Below are 21163 nucleotides of genomic sequence, written 5' to 3' on the forward strand. Positions count from 1 at the left end.
CCGGATGTCGGTGACCCGCTCTCTGGGCTGGGCGGGGGCGGTCGCCCTGGCGGCGCTGCTGCTCGCGCCCGTGATCTCCCTGGGCTTCACGGCGTCCGAGGGCGGCGGCGAGCTGTGGCCGCACCTCGCCGCCTACGTGCTGCCGCAGGCGATCCGCGACACCGCCCTGCTGCTCGCGGGCGTTGGCCTCCTGGTGATCGGGCTCGGGACCGCGACGGCGTGGCTGGTCGCGGCGTTCGACTTCCCCGGTCGGCGCCTCCTCGAGGCCGCCCTGCTGCTGCCGCTGGCGATGCCGACCTACGTGGTCGCCTACGCCTATCTCGACCTGCTGCACCCGCTCGGGCCGTTCCAGGTCGGGCTGCGGAGCCTGCTCGGCCTGTCGAGCCCGCGCGATCTCGCCCTGCCGGACCTGCGCTCGCTGCCGGGCTGCAGCCTGCTGCTCGGCTTCGTGCTCTACCCTTACGTCTATCTGCCGACCCGCGCGCTGTTCCTGATGCAGGCCGGCTCGCTGCTGGAAGCCGCGCGCGCGCTCGGGGCCGGGCCGTGGCGCAGCTTCCTGCGGATCGCCCTCCCGCTCGCGCGGCCAGCGATCGCCCTCGGCACCGGCCTCGCCCTGATGGAGGCGCTCAACGATGTCGGCGCGGCCGAGTTCCTGGGTGTGCGCACGCTGACGGTGCAGGTCTACGCCACCTGGGTGAACCGCTCGGACCTGCCCGGCGCCGCGCAGATCGCGTTGGTGATGCTGGCCGCGGTGGTCGCGGTCGTCGGCCTCGAACGGCTCGCGCGGGCCGGCCGCGGCTATGCCGGCGGCGCCCGCCGCCACACGGCCGGCGCGCGCCGCCGGCTGGACGGCTGGCGGGCGGGGTCGGCCCTGGCCCTGGGCACGGCCCCCGTCGCGATCGGATTCCTGGTGCCGGCGGGCTCTCTCGGCCTCGAGGCGTGGCGCCGGATCGACGCGAGCGGCTTGCCCGACGCGCTCGCCGCCCAGGCCCTCAACACCGTCTACTACGCGGGCCTCGCCACGGCGGTGACGGTGCTGGCGGGCATGGCGGTGGCGGCCGTTCCCTCCCTGCTGAGCGCCCGGGCCGGGCGCCTGCTCATCGGCGCGGCCGGGATCGGCTACGCCATGCCCGGAACCGTGCTGGCGGTCGGGCTCCTGGGTCCTCTGGCGCTGGTCGAGGCCGGGTTGTTCGAGGCCGGCCTGACGACCGCACGGGTGGGACTCGGGACCGGCGCCGCCCTCGTCATCGCCTACGCCCTGCGCTTCCTGACCGTCACGGTGGGCGCCAGCGAGGCCGGCTTCGCGCGGATCCCGCGCACCATCCCCGACGCCGCGCGGGTGCTCGGGCGGGGTCGGCTCGCCACGCTGGTCACCGTGCAGCTGCCGCTGGCCTGGCCCGCGGTGCTGAGCGGCGGCCTCCTCGCCTTCGTCGACATCGCCAAGGAACTGCCGGTGACGCTGCTCCTGCGTCCCCTCAACGTCGAGACGTTGAGCACGCATCTCTACGGCGAGGCGGCGCGCGGCACGTACGAGGACGGCGCCGTCGCCGCCGTGCTCATCGTGATGATCGGTCTCCTCCCGGTGACGCTCCTGCTCAGGCTCGACCGGAACGCGATCGGGCCGGGACGGTTGGCCGGGGAAGAGCCGCGGACCGGCCGGGGATAGGCCGGGGAGAGGTCGGGGAGAGGTCGGGGAGAGGTCGGGGATCGATCGCCCGCCCTTCGCGGCGCCCGCTCCCCGCACCGGTATCCGTCCCGCGCCCGTCTCCGCGTCGCGGGCCTCGGCGGTCAGGCGGCGGTCGGCACGATCCCGCCCTCGACCCGGAGCGCGGCGCCGTTGGTCGCTGCGGCGAGGGGACTCGCCAGGTAGGCGATCATGGCGGCGACCTCGTCCGGCTCGATCAGGCGCTGGATCAGCGACAGCGGCCGATGGAGCCGGAAGAACTCCGCCTCCATCGCCTCGGGCGACAGGTCGGGATCGGAGGCGACACTCTTCAGGAAATCGCCGATCCCGTCGGAGCGCGTGGGCCCGGGCAGCACCGTGTTCACGGTGACGCCGCTGCCCTTGGTGAGTTGCGCGAGTCCGCGGGCGATCGTCAGCTGGGCCGATTTGGTCACGGCGTAGTGGATCATGTCGGGCGGCGGCACGATCCCGGACTCGCTCGAGACGAACAGGACGCGCCCCCAGCCGCGCGCCTGCATCCCCGGGAGATAGGCCTGCGCGAGCCGGGCCCCCGACACGACGTTGACCGCGAACAGGCGGTGCCAGTCGTCGTCGGCGATATCCGGGAAGGCCTTGGCCTCGTAGATCCCGAGATTGTTGACGAGGATGTCGACCGCGGGGGCCGCGCGCACGAGCGCGGCAGCGCCCTCGGCCGTGGCGGGATCGGCCAGGATCGCGCGCGCGCGGCCCGCCGCGGCGACCGCGGCCGCGGCCGCGTCGAGCTTGGCCTGCTGGCGCCCCGCGATGATGACCTCCGCGCCCTCCGCGGCCAGCCGTTTGGCCACGGCGAGACCGATCCCGGCGGTCGAGCCGGTGACCAGGGCGCTTCGTCCCGTGAGCTGCAGATCCATGACGGTTCGTCCTCGTTGCCGTGTCGGTCCCGAGGAGATGGACGGCCGCCGGATTGCTGAGTAGCAGGCATCGCGGCACGATGATCGTGACTTGGATGCATGAGTGGCGGCGCGATGGACAACCGGCTCGGGGACATGGAGGCGTTCCTCCAGGCGACGCGGTGCGGCAGCTTCGCGGCGGCCGCCAAAGCCCTGCGGCAAACCCCCTCCGCCGTGAGCCGGGCCGTCGCCCGCCTCGAGGCGCGCCTCGGGGTCGCGCTGCTCCGGCGCACGACCCGATCCCTGACCCTGACCCCGGAAGGCGAGGCCTACCGCGAGCGGGCCGCCGAGCTGATGGCGGAAATCGACGCGATGGAGCGGGGCCTCACCCAGACCGCCGCCGAGCCGAGCGGGCGGCTCCGGGTGAACGCCTCGGTCCCGTACGGGACCCACGTCGTCCTGCCGGTCCTGCCGCGCTTTCTCGCGCAGCACCCGCGGATGAGCCTGGATCTCGCCCTGACCGACGAGGTGATCGACCTGCCCGCCACGCAGGCGGACGTCGCGATCCGGATCGGCCCACTCCGCGACACCCGCCTGCGGGCCCGACGCCTCGGGCGCAGCCGGATGATCGTGGTCGCCGCCCCCGCCTATCTCGCGCGGGAAGGTGTCCCGGAGCATCCCGACGACCTCGCGGCGCACAAGTGCCTCAACTTCAGCTTCCGCCGCTCCCTCGATACCTGGCCGTTCCGCGTCGGAGCCGGTCTCAACCAGCGGCCGATCCAGGGGAATTTCTACGGCAATTCCGGCGAGGTGGTGCGCCTGATGGCGCTCGGCGGCGCCGGGATCGCCCGCCTCGCCCGGTTCCATGTGGCGGCCGATCTCGCGGCCGGTCGGCTCGTGCCGGTGCTGGAGGCGTTCAACCCCGGCGATGCCGAGGACGTCCACGTCCTCTATGTCGGCCACGCGCGCTTGGCGCTGCGCATCCGAAGCTTCGTCGATTTCCTCGCCGCCCACGCGACGGTGGAGGAATGACATCGGCGCGGCAGACGCTTCACGAGCGATGCCTTGACTGCAGTAATATCGAGTTTCATTGCTCGAAGACGCGCAATATTTGAGAAACTTGGGTCCTGAACAGGTTCAGATCCGGCGACGGAGAGGCCGGCTCGCGGTCCGGGCGTTGGAGCCGAGCGTCGCCGAGCCCGTCATGCGCGGCCCGACCTCGGTGCAGCGCGCGCGTGCGCGCGACCCCGAACCGCTCTGGCAGCCATCGGCCGCTCTGAGTGCTAACCGACTGAGATCGCGGGCGATTCGGCGTTTGTTAACAGCTCAGCCGGCAACTTTCTTGCTTCGTCGTGGGTCACTCTCACGATGCGCGCAGGAGGGGCCGCCATGAGCGTTTCGACCGCCTTCCGTCGTCAGCTGGAAGGCTACAGCCTGACGACAGCCGAGATCCTGTATCACCTGCCCGACCATCCCCACCTGCTCCAGACCTTCATCTGGCAGCAGCACGACCTCTTCCCCGTCTTCCCGGAGCTGAAGCGCTTCCTGGCCTTCTGGCAGGGCGCCCTCGATGGGCCGCTGCATTCGGTGAAGGTGGCCCACAGCCGCCTGATCAGGCCCGCGGAATTGCGGGCCGTCGGCAGCGAGTTTCACCTCCACTGACGCCGGGGGCGGGAGCCGAGCTTTCCGCGGGCCCGCGCGGGAAGCGCGATCGCGATGGTCGCGGAGATCGCCTGCGCCGGCCGGATGCGGGCGCAGGATCCGCGCTCAGATCTCGCCGCGACTCATCCGCTTGGCGATGTGGTCCGCCTGCCGCAGGGCCAGCGCGACGATGGTGAGGGTCGGATTCTCAGTGGCGCCGGTCGTGAACTGGGAGCCGTCCGAGACGAACAGGTTCTCGACATCGTGGGCTTGGCCGAAGCGGTTGACGACGCCGTCCCGGGGCTTCTCGCTCATGCGGTTCGTGCCGAGGTTGTGCGTCGACGGATAGGGCGGGGTGCGGATGGTGCGGACCGCGCCGACGGCCTCGTAGAGGGCGCTGCCCTGCCTGTAGGCGTGCTCGCGCATCGCCTCGTCGTTGGGATGGTCGGCGAAATGGACCGACGCGACCGGCATCCCGTAGGCATCCGTGTCGTCCGACAGGGTGATGCGGTTGTCGGAACAGGGCATGTCCTCGCCCACGATCCAGAGGCCCGCCATGTTCCGGTACTTGTCGAGGGCGCCGGCGAAATCGCGGCCCCACGTCTGCGGGTCGAGGAACGCCGCCATGAAGGGCAGGCCCAGGGAGAGCGTCTCGAGCTCGTAGCCGCCGACGAAGCCGCGGCTCGGATCGTGCCGGGCCTCGTCGCGCACGATGCCGGCCATCGTGGTGCCGCGGTACATGTGGACCGGCTTCTCGAAGATGGCGTAGACCGAACCGGTCGTGTGGCGCATGTAGTTGCGCCCGACCTGCCCCGACGCGTTGGCCAGACCGTCGGGGAACTTCGACGAGTGCGAATTGAGGAGCAGCCTCGGGCTCTCGATGGAGTTGCCGGCCACGGCGACGGCCCGCGCTCTCTGCCGGTGCTCGACGCCGTCCTTGTCGGCGTAGACCACGCCGGTGACCTTGCCGCCGGGATCGTGCTCGATCCGCAGGACCTGGCAGCCCGAACGGACCTCGAGCCGGCCCGTGGCCTCGCCCTTCGGGATCTCCGCGATGAGCGTCGACCACTTCGCGCCCGACTTGCACCCCTGGAAGCAGAAGCCGAGCTGCATGCACGCGGCGCGGTCGTCGCGCGGCTCGGAGTTGATGGCCATCCGGCCGGTATGCACCTCCGTGTAGCCGATCTTGCGGGCGCCGGCCTCGAGCACCTTGAAGTTGTTGTTGCCCGGCAGGCCCGGGATGCCGTTGGTGCGCGTGACGCCCATCCGGTTCTCGGCCATGGCGTACCAGGGGTCCATCTCCGGGAGGTCGACGGGCCAGTCGAGGAGGTTGGCCCCCTTCACGGCGCCGTAATGCGTGCGCGTCCTGAACTCGTGCTCTTGGAAGCGCAGCGACGCGCCCGCCCAGTGCACGGTCGAGCCGCCGACGGCCTTCACGATCCAGGCCGGCAGGTTGGGGAACGTCTTGGCGATCGGCCACGGCCCGGTGGCGTGCCGCTTGTCCTTCCAGGCGAGCTGGGCGAACGAGTCCCACTCGTCGTTGACGAAGTCGAAGGTCTCGTGCCGGTCGCCCGCCTCGAGGATGACGGTGTCGATGCCCTTGAGCGCGAGCTGGGTCCCGAGGGTCCCGCCGCCGGCGCCCGAGCCGACGATGACGAAGACGGAGCCGTCGCTGAGGTCGTAGGGAGCTGACATGGTTTCCTCCTGCCGCGGATCGGCCCCGTCCCGTCTTCGCGCGGGATGGTCGGACCGAGCGGTGAATGCGTGTCGCGCGCGGCCGCCGGCGCGGGCGCCGGGCCGCCGTCAGAGCCAGTCGATGTCGTCGAAGCCGCGCTCCAGGTAGCCGCCCTTGTCGAAGGAGGCGCCCTCGTAGCCGAAGATCGGCCACAGCTCCTTCTGGTTGTAGAGACCGACGATGAGGTTGGCCCGCACCTTCTGGAAGAACGGGGTCGGCTCGATGGTCTCGAGGAGGGCCGCCCGGTCCGTGTCCTGCGGAACCTTGGCGTAGGGCAGGCGGTGCCTCTCGACGGCCGCCCGGTTGAGCGCGGCCATCCCGTCCTCGAGGAGCGTCAGTTCTCCTGGAGCGGTCCGCGCCGCGTCGTCGAGGATCTGCACCGCGGCGGCGTAGTACCTGTCGGCGACGCGGTCGTGCGGGTAGCAGTCGCGCGACATCTGCACGAGGGAGGCGAAGGTCTCGGGCTTCGTCGCCTTCGGCATCTGCGCCCAGGCCCGCCCGGTCACGCTGCCGTCCGGCATGACCGCGACCGCGAGCAGCGTCGAGCCCGCGGCGCCCAGGAAGCCGCGGCGGGACAGGTGCGCGCCCGTCTCCTGCATCCTCATCCCGTCCTCCCCTGTCCGTGTCGGTCGTGCCGGTGCCGCGGCGGCCGATGGCGGGCCGTCGCGGGTCATCAGGCGAAGCGCCAACCGCGGGCGAGCACCTCGATCTTGTGCTCGTCCGGGTCGTCGATGAAGCAGGAGCGCGCCGTGCCCCGGGCGGCCCCCATGCCCAGGCCGCAGGCGCCGTCCTGGCCCGTGTTGGCCGTCAGCTCCGACGCGAGACCGGACGCGGCATGCGCGAGATCGATCGGGGTGAAGGTTTCGAAGCCGGGCCGGTCGGCGGTGTCGAGGCCGAAGGCGGTCCGGTAGAAACGCGCGGAGCGCGCCGCGTCCCGGACCCGGATCATCGCGGGGATCCGCTCGGGCATGTCGGACATGTCGCGCATGATCCCCCTGTCGAGGCCCGAGCCCGACGGTCCCGAGGGGTCCCGCCGAGCGGAAACTTAGAGCCGCTCCAGCGTGCGGTGGTAGTATCATGCTACTGCGGAGCGGGCCCGCGACGATCCGCAGAGCGCGTTATGCCAGAGCCCGGAAGGCGGTGGAAACGGGCGCGCGCTGCATTATTGTTCCTCATCCCGGGGAAGCGCGGGCGGTCGCCGCGGGTGAGCGGCGCGGATCGCAGGGGTGGACATGTGCAATCTGTACTCGGGGATGCCGTCCGCCGACTACGAGGGCGAGACCCGCTCCATCCGGCTCGGCGGACACTCGACCTCGATCAGGATCGAGGTGATGTTCTGGAACGTGCTCGAGGACATCGCCGCCGCTCAGGGCATGACCCTTCCGCGCCTCGTGACGCTTCTCTACGACGAAGTGCTCGCTCTCCACGGTGAGGCACGCAATTTCGCCTCGCTCCTGCGGTGCGCGTGCCTGAGGCACCTCGAGATGAAGGCGGCGCGCCTCGCCTCGGCGCAGCGGCGCGCCGTGGAACAGCGCGGCAGGGTCGCGGGGGACGTCGACGGCGCCCTGGAAAGGATCGACGACCGTGACGTCGGCGTCGGACACGTCGCGCGGACCGCGCGTGCCCTGCGCGGCGACGCGGTCCGGCCGCGCGATGCCCGCGGCGAGGGCTGAGGCGCGTCCCCCCCGGCATGGCCGATGCAGAGGGCTGGCGCGGTCGGCCGCTCCGGCCCCGATGAACGGATACCCGACATGCCGCTGCAGGAAGCCCCGAGGTCGCCCATCCGCGGCGGTCGCATCGCGATCGCCGGCCTCGGCAACGTCGGGCTGGCCGTGGCGCGCGTGCTCGATGCGGGCGCCATATCGGGGCTGAGGCTGACCGCCGTCGCGGTTCGCGATGCCGCCAGAGCCCGGGCCGCGCTCGCGGCGCTCGCGGAGCCGCCGGAGGTCGTCACCGCGTTCGACGCCCTGGAGCCGCGGGCCGACATCGTGCTGGAATGCGCGCCGTCCCAGCATCTCCCGGCGATCGTGCGGCCCTTCGTGGCGGCGGGGAAGACCGCGATCGTGCTGAGCTGCGGCGCGCTCCTCGATCACGAGGACCTCGTGGCGACGGCCCGCGCCCACGGCGGTCAGATCGTCGTCCCGACCGGCGCGCTGCTCGGCCTCGACGCCGTGACGGCCGCCGCGGAGGGCACCATCCGCACGGTGCGGATGATCACCCGCAAGCCCGTGCGCGGCCTCGTCGGCGCCCCCTACCTCGCGGAGAACGGCATCGAGATCGGCGGCATCACCGAGCCGATGCGCATCTTCGCCGGCAGCCCCCGCGAGGCGGCCCGCGGCTTCCCGGCGAATCTCAACGTCGCGGTCGCGCTCTCGCTGGCCGGCATCGGTCCCGACCGGACCGAGCTCGAGATCTGGGCCGACCCCGGCCTGGAGCGCAACACGCACCGCATCGAGGTGGAGGCCGACGCCGCGCGCTTCGCGATGACGATCGAGAATGTCCCGACCGACGAGAACCCCCGCACGGGCCGCATCACGGCCCTGTCGGCCATCGCCTACCTGCGCAAGCTCACAGCCCCGCTCCGGGTCGGAACCTGACAGACCGGACCCGGCCGGCACGGCCCCTGACCCCGCGCCCCCGCGCCCGGAGCGGTGCCCGGGCGCGGTCGCCTCTCAGAGCCCGGAGCGATCCGTGACAGCGGCGAGCGGCGCGATCCCGTCCGCCATCGAGCGGGCCACGGCGGCGCCGTCAAGCGCGGGCGGCGCCGGCCGCGGGCCCCGCGGCGAGGTCGAGGCGCGGCCCCGCGGGCTCCGCGCCCACCTCCCGGACGCCGCCCGCGATCTCACCCCGCCACTTGGCGACCGCCGCGGTGGCGAGACCGTTACCGAGGACGTTCGTGACGGTGCGCCCCATGTCGAGGATCTGGTCGATGCCCATGATCAGCAGGATGCCGGCGGCCGGGAGACCGAACATCGGCACGGTGGCGGCGACCACGACCAATGAGGCCCGCGGCACGCCGGCGATGCCCTTGCTCGTCACCATCATGACGAGCAGCATCGTCAGCTGCTCGCCGAAGCCCATGTGAATCCCGAACGCCTGGGCGATGAACAGGGCGGCCATGGCCTGGTACATCATCGAGCCGTCGAGGTTGAACGAGTACCCGAGCGGCAGCACGAACCCCGTCACGCGCGGGCGCACCCCGAAGCGCTCCAGCACCTCGACGGTGCGCGGGAAGGCGGCCTCGCTGCTCGCCGTCGAGAAGGCGAGGATCATCGGGGCGCGCAGCAGGCGCAGCAGCTCCACCACGCGCCGGCCCAGCACGGCCCAGCCGGCACCGATCAGCAGCAGCCAGAGCAGGGACAGGCCCGCGTAGAAGCTGGCGATGAACTTGCCGTAATCGAGAAGGACGCCGAGCCCTTGGACGGTGACGACCGCCGCGATGGCCGCGAAGACGGCGATCGGCGCGAGCCGCATCACCGTGTCGGTGACCCTGAACATCACGCGGGCGAGGCCGTCGAGAAGCTGCACCATCGGCTCGCTGTAGCGCCGGTCGATCGTGCTGAGACCGAAGCCGAAGAAGATCGAGAAGACCAGGATCTGCAGCACCTCGTTGCCGGCCATGGCCGAGACGATGCTGGTCGGGAAGACGTGGACGAGGAAGTCGCGCAGGTTCAGCGAGGCGGCCTTCAGGCCGGTCTGCGCCCCCGCGTCGGGCAGCGGCAGGCCCAGGCCCGCGCCCGGCTGGAACAGGTACGCGGTCAGGAGCCCGAGGGTGAGCGAGACGACCGAGGCGGTGACGAACCAGCCCATGGCCAGCGCGGCGACCCGGCCGACCGAGCGGGCGTCGCCGAAGCTCGCGATGCCGGCCACGATGGTGGCGAACACGAGCGGCGCGATGATCATCTTGATCAGACGCAGGAAGATGTCGGTCGCGAGGGTGAAGTGCGCCGCGAACGCCTTGGCCTCGTCGGGTCCGGCCGCCAGTCCGTGCAGGACGGCGCCGACGAGGATGCCGAGTGCCAGCCCGAGCCCGGTGTAGAGCGTGAGCCGGCCCGAGCGCGATGTCGTGGAATCCGGGTCCGTATCGGCGTGCGTCATCCGTTGTCCTCCCATGGGATCGTGTTGTTCGGCGTGCGGGACCCGACCGCTGGCGTCGCGGACGCGGATCCCGGTTTCTGGATCAGGCCCCGGCGACGGCCCGGGCGATGACCGGATCGGGGGCTTGCGGGCGGGTCAGCCGCTCGGGCCGGAGGACCGCGTCGAGCTGCGCGCGGGCCATCAGCCCCTTCTCGAGCACGAGGTCGTAGACGCCGCGGCCGGTCGCGTGCGCCTCCATGGCGACGGCCGTCGCGTTGCGGTAGCCGATATAGGGGTTGAGCGCGGTCACGATCCCGATCGAGTGCTCGACGCTGGCGCGCAGCCGTTCGCGGTTGGCGGTGATGCCCCGCACGCAGTGGAGATCGAGCGTGCGGCAGGCGGCTTCGAGATGCGCGAAGCTGCGGAACAGGCTGTAGGCGATCACGGGCTCGAAGGCGTTGAGCTGCAGCTGGCCGGCCTCGGCCGCGAAGCTGATCGTCACGTCGTTGCCGATCACCTCGAACGCCACTTGGTTCACCACCTCGGGGATCACCGGATTGACCTTGCCGGGCATGATCGAGGAGCCGGCCTGCCGGGCCGGCAGGTTGATCTCGCCGAAGCCCGCGCGCGGACCGCTGGAGAGCAGGCGCAGGTCGTTGCAGGTCTTGGACAGCTTCACGGCCACCCGCTTGAGGACGCCGGACACCTGCACGAAGGCGCCGCAATCCTGGGTTGCCTCGACCAGATCCTCGGCCGTGACGAGCGGGATGCCGGTGATCTCGGACAGCCGCGCGCGGACCGCGGCCGCGTAGAGGGGATGCGCGGTGATGCCGGTCCCGATCGCGGTGGCGCCCATGTTGATCTCGCGGATCAGCAGATCGGCCTCGCCCAGCCGGGCCTCGTCCTCGCCGAGCATGCGCGCGTAGGTGCCGAATTCCTGGCCGAGCGTCATGGGCACCGCGTCCTGCAGCTGGGTGCGGCCCATCTTGAGCACGTCCGAGAATTCGGCGGCCTTGGCCTCGAAGCTGCCGCGCAGCGACGCCATCGCGGCGACGAGCCGACGGATCGCGCCGATGCCGGCGATCTTGAGGGCCGTCGGGTACACGTCGTTGGTGCTCTGGCCCATGTTGACGTGCTCGTTCGGGTGCAGCTGCCCGTAGGCGCCGCGGGCGTGGCCGAGCAGTTCGAGCGCGCGGTTGGCCACGACCTCGTTGGCGTTCATGTTGGTCGAGGTCCCGGCCCCGCCCTGGATGAGATCGACCACGAACTGATCGTGCAGGCCGCCGGCCCGGATCTCCTCGCAGGCCGCCACGATCGCGTCGCAGCGCGTCGCGTCGAGCAGGCCGAGTTCCCGGTTGGCGAGCGCCGCCGCCTGCTTGATCGCCGCGAGCGCCCGGATCAGGTCCGGGCAGGTGGCCAGCGTGGTGCCGGTGATCGGGAAGTTCTCGACCGCGCGCAGGGTATGGATGCCCCAGTAGGCCGTCTGCGGAACCTCGCGGTCGCCCAGGAGGTCGTGCTCGGTGCGGGTGGCGGCGGCGGAAGCGATCTCGGACACGGCTCTCTCCTGGCGCGCGGAAGCGATCCGGCGCGCCGTAGGGCAGGACGGTTGGGCAGACGATTGCGCGTGAGCGACCGGCCCGCGTGAGGGGGCGTCGACGCTCTCGACGGTGCGCGATGAAGGGTCGCCGCCAGTCGCCCCGCCCTCACGGACGACCGCGCCTGACCGGCCGGCGTCTGATAGTCCCGGTGCCGGCGGGCCGCCAATGCTAGTTGCGACCAGAACTATTCCGAACCGGAATAGTTCTTCGAATCCGCGGCGGCGGCCGACCAGACGGCCTCCAGGAACGGCCGGGCCCGCTCCGCGCTGCGGTACAGCCGGATCTCCATCGACATCTCGGGGCTGACGATGGCGAGCGCGCCCGCCGCGATCTCGCCGGCGACGAGGCTCCTCGGCAGCCACGCGACCCCGTGTCCCGCGAGCGCCATCGACCGCAGGGCCTCGGCCATCGAGTTCTCGTTCGTGTGGACCGGATAGGTCGCGGGCGCGCCCTCCCGGGCCTGGGCGATGGCGGCGAGCCGGCCCAGGAAGGAGCCGCGGGAATATTGCAGGAGGGGCAGGCGGCCTTCCCGGTCGCGGGGGAGATCCGCCGGCGCCGCCACGGCCACGAGGCTGTCCTGGCCGACGACGAGGCAGGGAAAGCGATCGGGCCCGAGCGGGATCGGGATGCCCGGATGGTGATAGGTCAGCATGAGGTCGTAGCCGCCCTCGACCAGGGCCTGGAGGCAGATGTTGAAATTCTCCGGCAGCACGCGGCTGCTCATCGCACCGAGCTCGCCCCGGAGCGTGCCGAGCCAGCGCGGCAGGAAGGAGAGGCAGAGCGAATGCAGGGCCGTGATGGCGACGACGGGCAGGCTCGACCTCTCGCTGCGGTTGCGGAAGTCGGCGCGGCTGAGGGTGAGGAGGCGCACCACCTCCTCGGCGGTCTCGAGGAAGTGGCGCCCGTCCGCCGTGAGGGTGATCGGGTAGGTGCTGCGGTCGAGCAAGGCCGTGCCGAGCCAGACCTCCAGGGAGCGGATGCGGCGGCTGAACGCCGATTGCGTGACGTGCCGCGCCTCGGCCGAGCGTGAGAAGCTACGGGTCTCGGCGAGGCTGAGGAAGTCCTCGATCCACTTCAGTTCCATCGCCGGCCGGGCCACGTCCAGGGGTCACGGCCTTGAAACGCCGAAAGGGCGGGCCCGGCAAGCGGGGCGGGCGCGTCCGCGCCGACGCGGTCCGGCGCCCGATCCTGGGCGATCGTGGCCGATCCTGCCGAGAACCGCGCGCGCCGACGGCGCGGCCCGGAGCGGCTCAGAGCGGTCCGCCAGGCGCCCCTCGGACGAAGCGAGGCGGCCCGATCGTGGGCTGCGCGATAAGTCTCAACGCGACGGTGGCCGTCACGACGGCGTCGGAGGAGCGGCGCGGGGCGCTCCCCCGGCAGGCGGGCTCAGGCGAAGTGCGTCGGCAGACTCAGGGCCTGCGCGTAAGTCACCAGCGCGATCGCGCCGCCGATGAGGGTCGCGGCTACGGTGATGCGGTTCGTCCAGGTCATCGTCGTCTCCATCGGGCTCGCGACTGTCGTCGCGGTGTGATCCCGATGTAGGCTCAAGCTTTCAGGCCCGGCGTGTTCCGGAGCACCCGCGTCGGCGGCGTTGCCGGAGCGACGGGGTCGCCGTGGCCGCCGGCTCGGACCGCGGCCGGCTCGGGGAGCGCCCGACCGAACGGCCCCTCCGGCGGCCCGCGGCGATCGTGCAGGCGTGCGGCACATCGAACGACACGGCGCAGCGATGTGACCGCGGGGCCTCAGCCGCGGGCGCGGCGGCCCGCGACAGGGTGCTACGTCCTTCGGTCGAGCCCCGAGCACCACAAATGATGGCGACGGAAACGCCCGCGCGGGCTCTGCGCCTGGACAGGACTGGTCCGAGTCTGGGTCAGCCTCGGCGGCCGGCCGCAAGATCAGCATGAGCCGGCTGGCCGCGATCCGAGAGCGTCGCAGGACACACATGCAGGAAACACCCCGCAGAGTCGTGATCCGAACGGATCCCGATTTCGAACAGGCCGTGATCGGCGGATTCAAGCTGGTCGAAGACGCCTACGCGCGCGGGATCATCTCTTGGATGCGCCGGTGCGCGTTGCTGGACCTGTTGGCGAGCGGCGAGTCCGAGCTGTACGAGAGGCGCACCTATGTGACGCCGCATTCGGACCCGGATGCGATCCAGATCGGCGTCTACTTGGAACCGACTTCGGCCTTTCTGATTGAACTCGGTCTGCTGACGCCGGAGATGACCGCGCCCGAACAGGCCGATTCCGGGGCCGACCGCGAGCGCTAGGGCCCGAGGCGCCGGGACGGAGGCTCCGGCCCGGCGGACGCGGGGTCGTGCAGGGGGCTCGCGGCGCGAGTTGCCCCGCCTCTGTGCTCCGGACACCGCCCACTGTGACGCGTTCGCGCGCGGCGGGGCGCGGCCCCCCGTTTGCCTCGCTGCCTCACCGAGGGCACCATGCGACGCGACGAGGGTGACGGGCGCACGGTCTCCGATGGCATCCAGCACGAGCGCTTGCCGATGAGGCGCCGCGAGGTCCTCGCCGCCCTGGCCGCCGCCGCGGTCGCGCGGCCCGCCGTCGCGCAGCCCGCCAAGGTCCTGCGCTTCATCCCGGAAAGCGACGTCGCGGTGATCGACCCGATCTGGACGACGGCGACCGTGACGCGCAACCACGGCTACCTCGTCTTCGACACCCTCTACGGCCAGACCGCGGGCTACGAGTTCCAGCCGCAGATGGTCGAGGGTCACACCGTCGAGGCGGATGGCCGCCTGTGGCGCCTGACCCTGCGCGAGGGCCTGCGCTTCCACGACGGCGCGCCGGTGCTGGCGCGCGACGCGGTGGCGAGCGTGCGCCGCTTCGCCGCCCGCGACGCCTTCGGCCGGGCGCTGATCGACGCCACCGACGAACTCGCGGCGACCTCCGACCGCGTCGTGCAGTTCCGCCTCAAGCGGCCGTTCCCGCTGCTGCCCGCGGCTCTGGGCAAGACCGGTACCTCGATGCCCTGCATCATGCCGGAGCGCCTGGCGAAGACCGACCCGAACACGCAGGTCACCGAGATGGTCGGCTCGGGCCCGTTCCGCTTCAAGGCGGACGAGCGCGTCCCGGGGGCGCTCACCGTCTACGAGCGCTTCGACGGCTACGTGCCCCGCCCGGACGGCGCGGCGAGCTTCACCGCCGGACCGAAGCAGGCCCATTTCGAGCGGATCGAGTGGCGGATCGTGCCCGACGCCTCCACCGCCGCGAGCGCGCTGGCGGCCGGCGAGGTCGACTGGTGGCAGAACCCGACGCCGGACCTGCAGGCGCTGCTCAGGAGCAGATCGGGGATCCGGCTGGAGGTGCTCGATCCGGCCGGCGGCATCGGCTGCCTGCGCTTCAACCACCTGCATCCGCCCTTCGACAATCCCGCGATCCGCCGGGCGCTGCTCGGCGCCATCGACCAGACCGAGTTCATGAGCGCGGTCGCGGGCGACGAGCGCGCCCTGTGGAAGGACCATGTCGGCGTCTTCAGCCCCGAGGCGCCGATGGCGACGCGCGCGGGCACCGACGGGCTGGTCGGCCCCCGCGACTACGCCGCGGTCAGGCGCGCCCTGGCGGAGGCCGGCTACCGGGGCGAGCGCGTCGTCATGCTCGACCCGACCGATTACCCGGCCACCCATCCCCTGGCCCTCGTCGCGGCCGAAGCCTTCCAGAAATGCGGGCTCGCCGTGGACCTCGTCGCGATGGACTGGGGGACCCTGGTGCAGCGCCGGGCGAGCCGCCAGCCCCCGGACAAGGGCGGCTGGAGCACCTTCGTCACCTACCTGAACGGCACCAACAACTTCGATCCCGCCGGCCAGCTCGGCATCCGCGGCAACGGCGACCAGGCCTGGTTCGGATGGCCCCGCGCGCCCCGTCTCGAGGAGCTGCGCGCCGCGTGGTTCACCGCGCCCGATTCTGCGGCGCAGAAGGCGATCTGCGCCGAGATCCAGCGACAGTTCTTCATCGACGTGCCGTACCTGCCGCTCGGCGCCTATTACGAGGCGACGGCCTATCGGGGCCTGACGGGCGTGCGCAACGGCTTCCCGCAATTCTACGACGTCAGGCCGGCCTAGAGCGCTCTGCACCGAAGTGGATACCGGTCCGGCGCACGAGAGCGCGTCGAAACAGAGGCTTAGAGCCGCGCCCGGTCCTTACGTGGCGCGCCATCCTTCGCCGGGCCGGACCGTCGCCCCGGCGCGCGGCGCCCCGAGGACACCGGAGCCGATGCGCGTCGCCGTCCGGCCTTTCGCGGCCGCGGCGATGCGGGCGCGGTGGCGCGCGCTACATCGGTGCCATGCGGACTGCGCCAGTCTTCTCCTCCCGCCACCTCGACCGCCTCGGCGACCGCCTGACGGCCGATGTCGACAGCGGCGCGATCGCCGGGGCCGACATGCTCGTCGGCGGCGCGGACGGGGCGATCTGGCGACGCACCGTCGGCTACCGCGACCGCGTCGCGCGCGCGCCCCTCGGGCCCGACGCGCTCTGGCGCATCTACTCCATGACCAAGGTCGTCGTCTCCGCCGCTACCATGGTGCTCGCCGAGCGCGGCGCCCTGCGCCTCGATCAGCCCGTGGCAGCGTTCATTCCCGCCTTCGAGCACCTGTCGGTGCTCGATCCGGACGGCGGCCTCAGGCCCGCCAGGGCCAGGCCGACCGTTCAGGATCTCCTGCGCCACACCGCCGGGATCGCCTACGGCTATCTCGGCGACGGGCCGGCGCGGCGCGCCTACGCGGCCGACGGCCTGCTCGCCGAGGATCTCGACAACGCGGCGTTCGCCGACCGGATCGCCCGCCTGCCGCTGGAGCACGAGCCCGGCACGGTGTGGAACTACTCGCACGCCACCGACGTGCTCGGCCGCGTCCTGGAGATCTCGGGCGGCGCGGATCTGCAGCGGGTCCTCGACGTGACCGTGCTCGAGCCGCTCGGCATGGCCGACACGCTGTTCCAGATCTCGGCCGCGATGGGATCACGCGTCGCGCAACCGCTGCCGCAAGCACCGGGGCAGCGCCCTGTCTTTCACGATCCGGCGCAGCCGCGGCGCGGCCAGAGGGGCAATGGCGGCCTCGTATCGAGCACGGCGGACTGCGCCCGCTTCCTGCGCATGCTTCTCACCGGCGGCAGTCTCGACGGCGCGCGCATCCTGGCGCCGGCCAGCGTGCGGCTCATGACCTCGGATCATCTCGGGGCGGCGATCGCGAAGGCCGCCTACTATCCGCCGGGGCCGGGCTACGGCTTCGGGCTGGGCGTGGCGGTCCGCCTGGCGGCGGGCGAGGCGCCGTTCCCCGGCAATGTCGGCGACTGGTTCTGGAGCGGCGTCGGAGGCACATACTTTTGGGTTGACCCTGTAGAGGGGTTCTTCGCGCTCCTGATGATGCAGACCTCCTCGGCCGACCAGCGCCAGCACTACCGCACGCTGACCCGCACCATGGTCTACGCCGCCCTGGAAGACCGTCGACTGTCCGAGACGTCTCCCTGAAGGACAAGGTCCGCCCGACGCATGTCTACGCCGGCGGCACGACCGAATCCGGAGCGGTCATGGCGCGGACTCCTGCCGCGCCGCCTGGACAAGGCGGTCGCCGTCCTCGCGCAGGAGCAGGCGATCCCGAACCAGCGCGTCCACGGACTTGAGCACGGCAGCCAGGTAGGCATTCGGATCCGGGTAGCGCTCCTCCAGCGAGGGCCGCGGATCCCCGTTGGCCTCCCGCTCCGCCCGGGTCCGGGCGAACGGAAGCTGGCTCCCCTCCCGGTCGCAGAGGGCCCCCGCCGGGAAGGGATCGGCGTAGAGATTCCAGCCCGTGAAGGTCGCGCGCGGTGCGGCGACGGCCGGCAGGCGAATGCCTGCCACGTCGTTGCCATCCGCGTCGACGCGGGGCACGAGCGGCCGGTACTGCGGCCCGCTCTCGGGCTTGGGATCGACGTAGGTGCTGAAGCGGGCGATCGTGTTCGGGGCGGTCGGGACCGGCACACCGACGATGAAGGGATAGCCGGCCTCGGCCGGCTCCACCAGCGTGCCGTCCGACAGGCGCGGGATCCGGCTGTCGGGCGGGGGCGTGCCGAGCGTCACCCAGTCCTCGAGTGCGACGAGAAGCGCCCGGAGGGCAGGCGCCGGATTGAGGGTGCTGCGCATGTTGGCGCAGGGGCCTCTGCTCGAGGTCAGTCCGGCGCGCCCGTAGTGGAAGCCGCTCGAGACCAAGTAGACGCGTGTCGTGTCGGGCAAGGCCAGGTCGGTGCGGCCCAGGGGATCCGTCGCCAGCAGCGAGGCACCCTTCTGCCAGTACTCGGTGGCGGTGTTCACCTCGATCAGCAGCGGGTCGAAGCCGTCGTCGCGCAGCAGCGCGCCGGTCCGTCCCGTCACCGGGTCGTGCTGAGCCGCCGCGGAGAACGGGAAGGCATTCTCCGGATAGAGATGGTCCTCGTGCTGCGTGTTGGTGCGGGACGGTTGGCCGAAGCGCGCGTTCAGGAAGACGCCGCCGATCCCCGCGATGTGCGACAGCACGCCGTCGAAGACCCGGCGCCCGGCCTCGTCGCGATTGAAGCCCTGGGCGATGAAGTCGCGCAGGTACCGCCCGCTCTGGGAGATGCCGAGCGCGACCGCGTGCCGGATCGCTCCGCCCGCCGGGTTGGCGCCACCGGCGGCATCGCCGCGCAGGTAGGCGACCACGTCGCGCGTCGCGGCGAAGCCGATGCCGAGCACCTTCGGCTCGGTGGCGCGGTAGGTGAACTGGTAGATCGAGCCCGGCAGCGGCTTCGTTCCCTTGGGCAGGAGCTCGAGTTGCCGCGGCGTCGCGTAGTGCCACGCCTCCTCCGGAACCGGCCGAGGCGGGTCGGCCTCCCGGCGGCGCACGGTCAGCTGCGTGCCGGCCTTGTCCTGGCTGGCCGCCTTGAAGGTGAGATAGAAGGGCGCCTCCGGCGGCCCGCGCGTCGCGCTCACGAGTTCGTCGCGCACGATCTCCACGATCGGCTTGCCGCTCCTGGAGGCGACCGGCACGTCGATGGCCATGCCGCCCTGCTGGCGCAGCGCGTCCGCCTCCCAGCCCGACCAGACGATCGTGTCGCCGCGACGCAGGACGAGGCCGGTTCCGGCGTCGACGGCGTTGCGCGGATCGTTGACGGCCTGGGCCCCTTGGGCCGGCGCGTCCAGCACCCAGTTGAAGAGGAACTTGCGGCCGCGATTCAGCACCTCGAACAGCAGCGTACCGCTGCCGCGGGCGGGGTCCTTCGGGCGCAGGATGAACAGGTCGGTCCTGTATTCGACCATGCCGCGCGCGTTGCGCGGCGCCAGCGCGATGTCGACGATGCCGGCATTGGCCGGATCTGCCGGATCGAGCTCGCCGCGGGCGGCACCGATGACCCGCTCGTACGCGCCGGCAGGTCCGAATTCAGCGCCGTCGGCGAACGGCTCGACGGTGACGACCTCGATCTGGGTGATGCGCGCCTGGGTCGGCGTGACGCCGAGCGCGCAGCCGAGCGCGCCGGCAAGAACCCAACCGGTCCGCATGGTCCCCCCTCCCGCGCGGCTCGTTCTCCTGGCCGGCCGTGTCAGCAAACACAGTTGGAACGGGCCGTCGAGCGCGCTGCCCGCGAAGGCATTGCGTTCCCGGACCGCCTGTCAGCCGGTCTCGGGAGGCCCCCGGGCGGGCAAGGCGAGCATCCGCGAGGGGCAGCCTAGCGAGGCGCGAAGATCGTCACGTTGCTGTTGATCTGGTAGGCGGCCGTCGGCTTCGTGTTGACCAACCGCAGATAGATCGGGCTCTCGCCGAGGATCGCGCCGAACGCCCGTGTCACCTTGAGCGGGAAGCAGCGTGCCAGCACAGCGGATGCCGCCTCCTCGTAGCGACGGTGCGCGTCCTGGTCGCCGACCAGTCGCCGCGCGGTGGTGAGCGGCTTGCCCCGGATGGCACCCGTCTTGTCGAGGCCGAACCGGTAGGCAATCAGGGATCCCTCCGTGCCGGGCGGCACCGTCCAGCACGCGGCCATCGCCTCGCGGAACTCAGCCCAGTTGTTGACGGGCGCGACCTGAGAGTCCGTCCGAGAAGTCAGGCTGAGCGGGCCAGTCGCCTGACGAGGATCATGACGGCTGCCGCGTAGAGGAATGCTCTGGCCGAGGCGAGAGTCGCCTCTGGGTCCTTCCAGAGGCGGCGATTGCGGCTGATCCAGGCGAAGAACCGTTCGACCACCCAGCGGCGTGGATGCACGGCAAAGCCGACTTGATGGGGCGGCTTGCGCACGATCTCGACCGTGATGATCGTGGCGGTCGCCGGTCTGTTGCCGGCATAGCCTGCATCGGCGAAGGCTTTGGCGATGAACGGGAAGGTCCGACGCGACAGGCGCAGCACCGGCACGGCTCCGTCGCGGTCCTGGACGTCGGCAGGCTGAGGATCGAGGACGAGCGCGCCCGTCCATGTCGACCAGCGCTTGGCGCTTGCGCCCCTTGACCCTCTTGCCGGCATCGTAGCCGCGCGGGCCGCCGCTCTCCGTCGTCTTGATGCTTTGGCTGTCGAGGACCGCGGCAGACGGTGAGGCTTCCCGTCCGACTCGTTCGCGATCGGCCATGACCAGGTGGTGGTTGATCCGGCCAAACAGCCCTGTGTCGCGCCAGCGGCTGAAGTAGCCGAACGTGGTCGAGCGCGGCGGTAGATCCTTGGGTATCAACCGCCAGGAGATCCCACTCCTCAGAACGTAGAAGATGGCGTTCAGGACCTCCCGTGTCGTCCAGAGCGGAGGCCGGCCACAGGGCGCTGGCCTCGGCATCAGTGGCTCGATCACCGCCCACTCGGCGTCGGTCAGGTCGGTTTCATAGCGAAGGCCCACGCGGCTATGCTGCCGCCGGGTGGTCGGGGTCCACATGGCGCTTCCAGGTCAGGCTTCAGCACCCTCCTGGAATCATCGCCATCCCGGCCACTCAACCCCGCCTCAGACCCTTACCGGACGGGCTCTGAGATCGCGCCGGCAGATCTGACAGAACAGAGACGGCTGCTGCGAGCAGCAGCGTGGCAAACGGTTTTGCCAAGGGCACCTCCGCGATGACCGCCGTATCTCCGAAGTATTCTGCTCGAACAGGGCCGCGATCTCGTTGCCGCGGCTTCAGGTCATCGCCGACAGGGGAGGATGTGCCGTCGACCCCGATGCCAGTGACCCGGGCCGATCCCGGGGCATGCTCGACGTCGCGGATCCACCATCGACGCGCCCGGATTTGCTCACTGACGCGGTGCCGGCGCGGGATTCTGCGGCGACGCCCCCGGCTGTGCGGGTGCCTGCGGGATCGAGTTCTGAGGCGGAGGCGGCGGCTGCTGACCGGTGCTGGCCGGAGCCTGATCGTTCTGCAGGGTCTGGTTCGCCTGAGTCTGGATCTTGTCGGCCGTCTGCTGGCTGATGACTCCGTAGGAGACCGCAGCGGCGAGCGCGACGGCGATAACGGCTCCGATGATGGTCTTGGTCAGCTTGGGCGGCATCGTTGCGTCCTCCACGATCAAAGTCAGTCCGACGGCGGCTCCCGGTCAGATGACATAGGCGGCAACCGTGCCTGAGGTAGTTCCCCGGCCCGGATCAGCAGCCGCCCG

General features: G+C 71.5%; 19 protein-coding genes and 1 pseudogene. 8 read left to right on the forward strand and 12 right to left on the reverse strand.

Annotated elements, in window-relative coordinates; translation table 11 throughout:
- Positions 1-4 precede the first annotated feature (4 nt).
- Positions 5-1666, forward strand: a complete 1662-nt coding sequence (locus ACLBYB_RS24450; protein ID WP_447700334.1) for an ABC transporter permease — start codon at positions 5-7, stop codon at positions 1664-1666.
- 122 nt (positions 1667-1788) lie between these two features.
- On the opposite strand, the gene ACLBYB_RS24455 is transcribed toward ACLBYB_RS24450, so the two are convergent.
- Positions 1789-2574 carry an SDR family NAD(P)-dependent oxidoreductase gene (locus ACLBYB_RS24455; RefSeq protein ID WP_427510350.1) on the reverse strand — a complete coding sequence of 262 codons (786 nt, stop codon included), beginning with the start codon at positions 2572-2574 and terminating at the stop codon, positions 1789-1791.
- A gap of 114 nt (positions 2575-2688) precedes the next feature.
- On the opposite strand from ACLBYB_RS24455, the gene ACLBYB_RS24460 reads away from it, so the two are divergent.
- Entirely contained in the window at positions 2689-3585 is an 897-nt protein-coding gene (locus tag ACLBYB_RS24460) for a LysR family transcriptional regulator (RefSeq protein WP_447700335.1), read from the forward strand.
- A 357-nt stretch (positions 3586-3942) separates the two neighbouring features.
- Positions 3943-4215: an usg protein gene (locus tag ACLBYB_RS24465; protein ID WP_020095930.1), complete on the forward strand. Its 273-nt coding sequence runs from the start codon at positions 3943-3945 to the stop codon at positions 4213-4215.
- Between the two features lie 105 nt (positions 4216-4320).
- Here ACLBYB_RS24465 and ACLBYB_RS24470 read toward each other — a convergent pair whose 3' ends face one another.
- The 3 genes from ACLBYB_RS24470 to ACLBYB_RS24480 all read right to left on the reverse strand — a co-directional run bounded on the left by ACLBYB_RS24470 (position 4321) and on the right by ACLBYB_RS24480 (position 6908).
- Positions 4321-5889: a GMC family oxidoreductase gene (locus tag ACLBYB_RS24470; protein WP_447700336.1), complete on the reverse strand. Its 1569-nt coding sequence runs from the start codon at positions 5887-5889 to the stop codon at positions 4321-4323.
- A 108-nt stretch (positions 5890-5997) separates the two neighbouring features.
- Positions 5998-6534, reverse strand: coding sequence for a gluconate 2-dehydrogenase subunit 3 family protein (locus tag ACLBYB_RS24475; RefSeq protein WP_244527024.1), 537 nt, complete (start codon positions 6532-6534; stop codon positions 5998-6000).
- A 68-nt stretch (positions 6535-6602) separates the two neighbouring features.
- The gene (locus tag ACLBYB_RS24480) at positions 6603-6908 is read right to left on the reverse strand and encodes a lactoylglutathione lyase (RefSeq protein WP_447700337.1); all 306 of its coding nucleotides are present in this window, start codon (positions 6906-6908) and stop codon (positions 6603-6605) included.
- Between the two features lie 253 nt (positions 6909-7161).
- Between ACLBYB_RS24480 and ACLBYB_RS24485 the strand changes: the two genes are divergently transcribed.
- Together ACLBYB_RS24485 and ACLBYB_RS24490 are read left to right on the forward strand one after the other, a co-directional pair.
- On the forward strand, positions 7162-7602 hold the full coding sequence (locus tag ACLBYB_RS24485; protein ID WP_447700353.1) for a ribbon-helix-helix domain-containing protein: 441 nt from the start codon (positions 7162-7164) through the stop codon (positions 7600-7602).
- Positions 7603-7680: 78 nt separating this feature from the next.
- On the forward strand, positions 7681-8526 hold the full coding sequence (locus ACLBYB_RS24490) for an aspartate dehydrogenase (protein ID WP_447700338.1): 846 nt from the start codon (positions 7681-7683) through the stop codon (positions 8524-8526).
- A gap of 151 nt (positions 8527-8677) precedes the next feature.
- On the opposite strand, the gene ACLBYB_RS24495 is transcribed toward ACLBYB_RS24490, so the two are convergent.
- The 3 genes from ACLBYB_RS24495 to ACLBYB_RS24505 form a co-directional block, all read right to left on the reverse strand.
- A complete protein-coding gene (locus tag ACLBYB_RS24495) occupies positions 8678-10027 on the reverse strand; it encodes a dicarboxylate/amino acid:cation symporter (protein ID WP_447700339.1) in 1350 nt (449 codons plus the stop codon).
- An 82-nt stretch (positions 10028-10109) separates the two neighbouring features.
- Positions 10110-11561 carry an aspartate ammonia-lyase gene (gene aspA / locus ACLBYB_RS24500; protein WP_447700340.1) on the reverse strand — a complete coding sequence of 484 codons (1452 nt, stop codon included), beginning with the start codon at positions 11559-11561 and terminating at the stop codon, positions 10110-10112.
- 227 nt (positions 11562-11788) lie between these two features.
- Positions 11789-12688, reverse strand: a complete 900-nt coding sequence (locus ACLBYB_RS24505) for a LysR family transcriptional regulator (RefSeq protein WP_020095923.1) — start codon at positions 12686-12688, stop codon at positions 11789-11791.
- Between the two features lie 816 nt (positions 12689-13504).
- Between ACLBYB_RS24505 and ACLBYB_RS24510 the strand changes: the two genes are divergently transcribed.
- From ACLBYB_RS24510 to ACLBYB_RS24520, 3 genes are all read left to right on the forward strand, one after another.
- Positions 13505-13873, forward strand: a complete 369-nt coding sequence (locus ACLBYB_RS24510) for a hypothetical protein (RefSeq protein ID WP_132368888.1) — start codon at positions 13505-13507, stop codon at positions 13871-13873.
- A 231-nt stretch (positions 13874-14104) separates the two neighbouring features.
- Positions 14105-15676: an ABC transporter substrate-binding protein gene (locus ACLBYB_RS24515; protein ID WP_447700354.1), complete on the forward strand. Its 1572-nt coding sequence runs from the start codon at positions 14105-14107 to the stop codon at positions 15674-15676.
- A 221-nt stretch (positions 15677-15897) separates the two neighbouring features.
- Entirely contained in the window at positions 15898-17079 is a 1182-nt protein-coding gene (locus ACLBYB_RS24520) for a serine hydrolase domain-containing protein (protein WP_447700341.1), read from the forward strand.
- Positions 17080-17136: 57 nt separating this feature from the next.
- Here ACLBYB_RS24520 and ACLBYB_RS24525 read toward each other — a convergent pair whose 3' ends face one another.
- The 5 genes and pseudogenes from ACLBYB_RS24525 to ACLBYB_RS24545 form a co-directional block, all read right to left on the reverse strand.
- On the reverse strand, positions 17137-19101 hold the full coding sequence (locus ACLBYB_RS24525) for an alpha/beta hydrolase domain-containing protein (protein ID WP_447700342.1): 1965 nt from the start codon (positions 19099-19101) through the stop codon (positions 17137-17139).
- A 167-nt stretch (positions 19102-19268) separates the two neighbouring features.
- Positions 19269-19580 carry a hypothetical protein gene (locus ACLBYB_RS24530; protein ID WP_447700355.1) on the reverse strand — a complete coding sequence of 104 codons (312 nt, stop codon included), beginning with the start codon at positions 19578-19580 and terminating at the stop codon, positions 19269-19271.
- Between the two features lie 59 nt (positions 19581-19639).
- On the reverse strand, positions 19640-19939 hold the full coding sequence (locus tag ACLBYB_RS24535; RefSeq protein ID WP_447700356.1) for a transposase: 300 nt from the start codon (positions 19937-19939) through the stop codon (positions 19640-19642).
- A gap of 19 nt (positions 19940-19958) precedes the next feature.
- A pseudogene (locus ACLBYB_RS24540) lies at positions 19959-20450 on the reverse strand (IS5 family transposase); the annotation flags it as partial.
- A gap of 350 nt (positions 20451-20800) precedes the next feature.
- Positions 20801-21055, reverse strand: coding sequence for a hypothetical protein (locus ACLBYB_RS24545; RefSeq protein WP_026605357.1), 255 nt, complete (start codon positions 21053-21055; stop codon positions 20801-20803).
- Between the last annotated feature and the right edge of the window lie 108 nt (positions 21056-21163).

The sequence above is a fragment of the Methylobacterium sp. D54C genome (assembly GCF_053345595.1).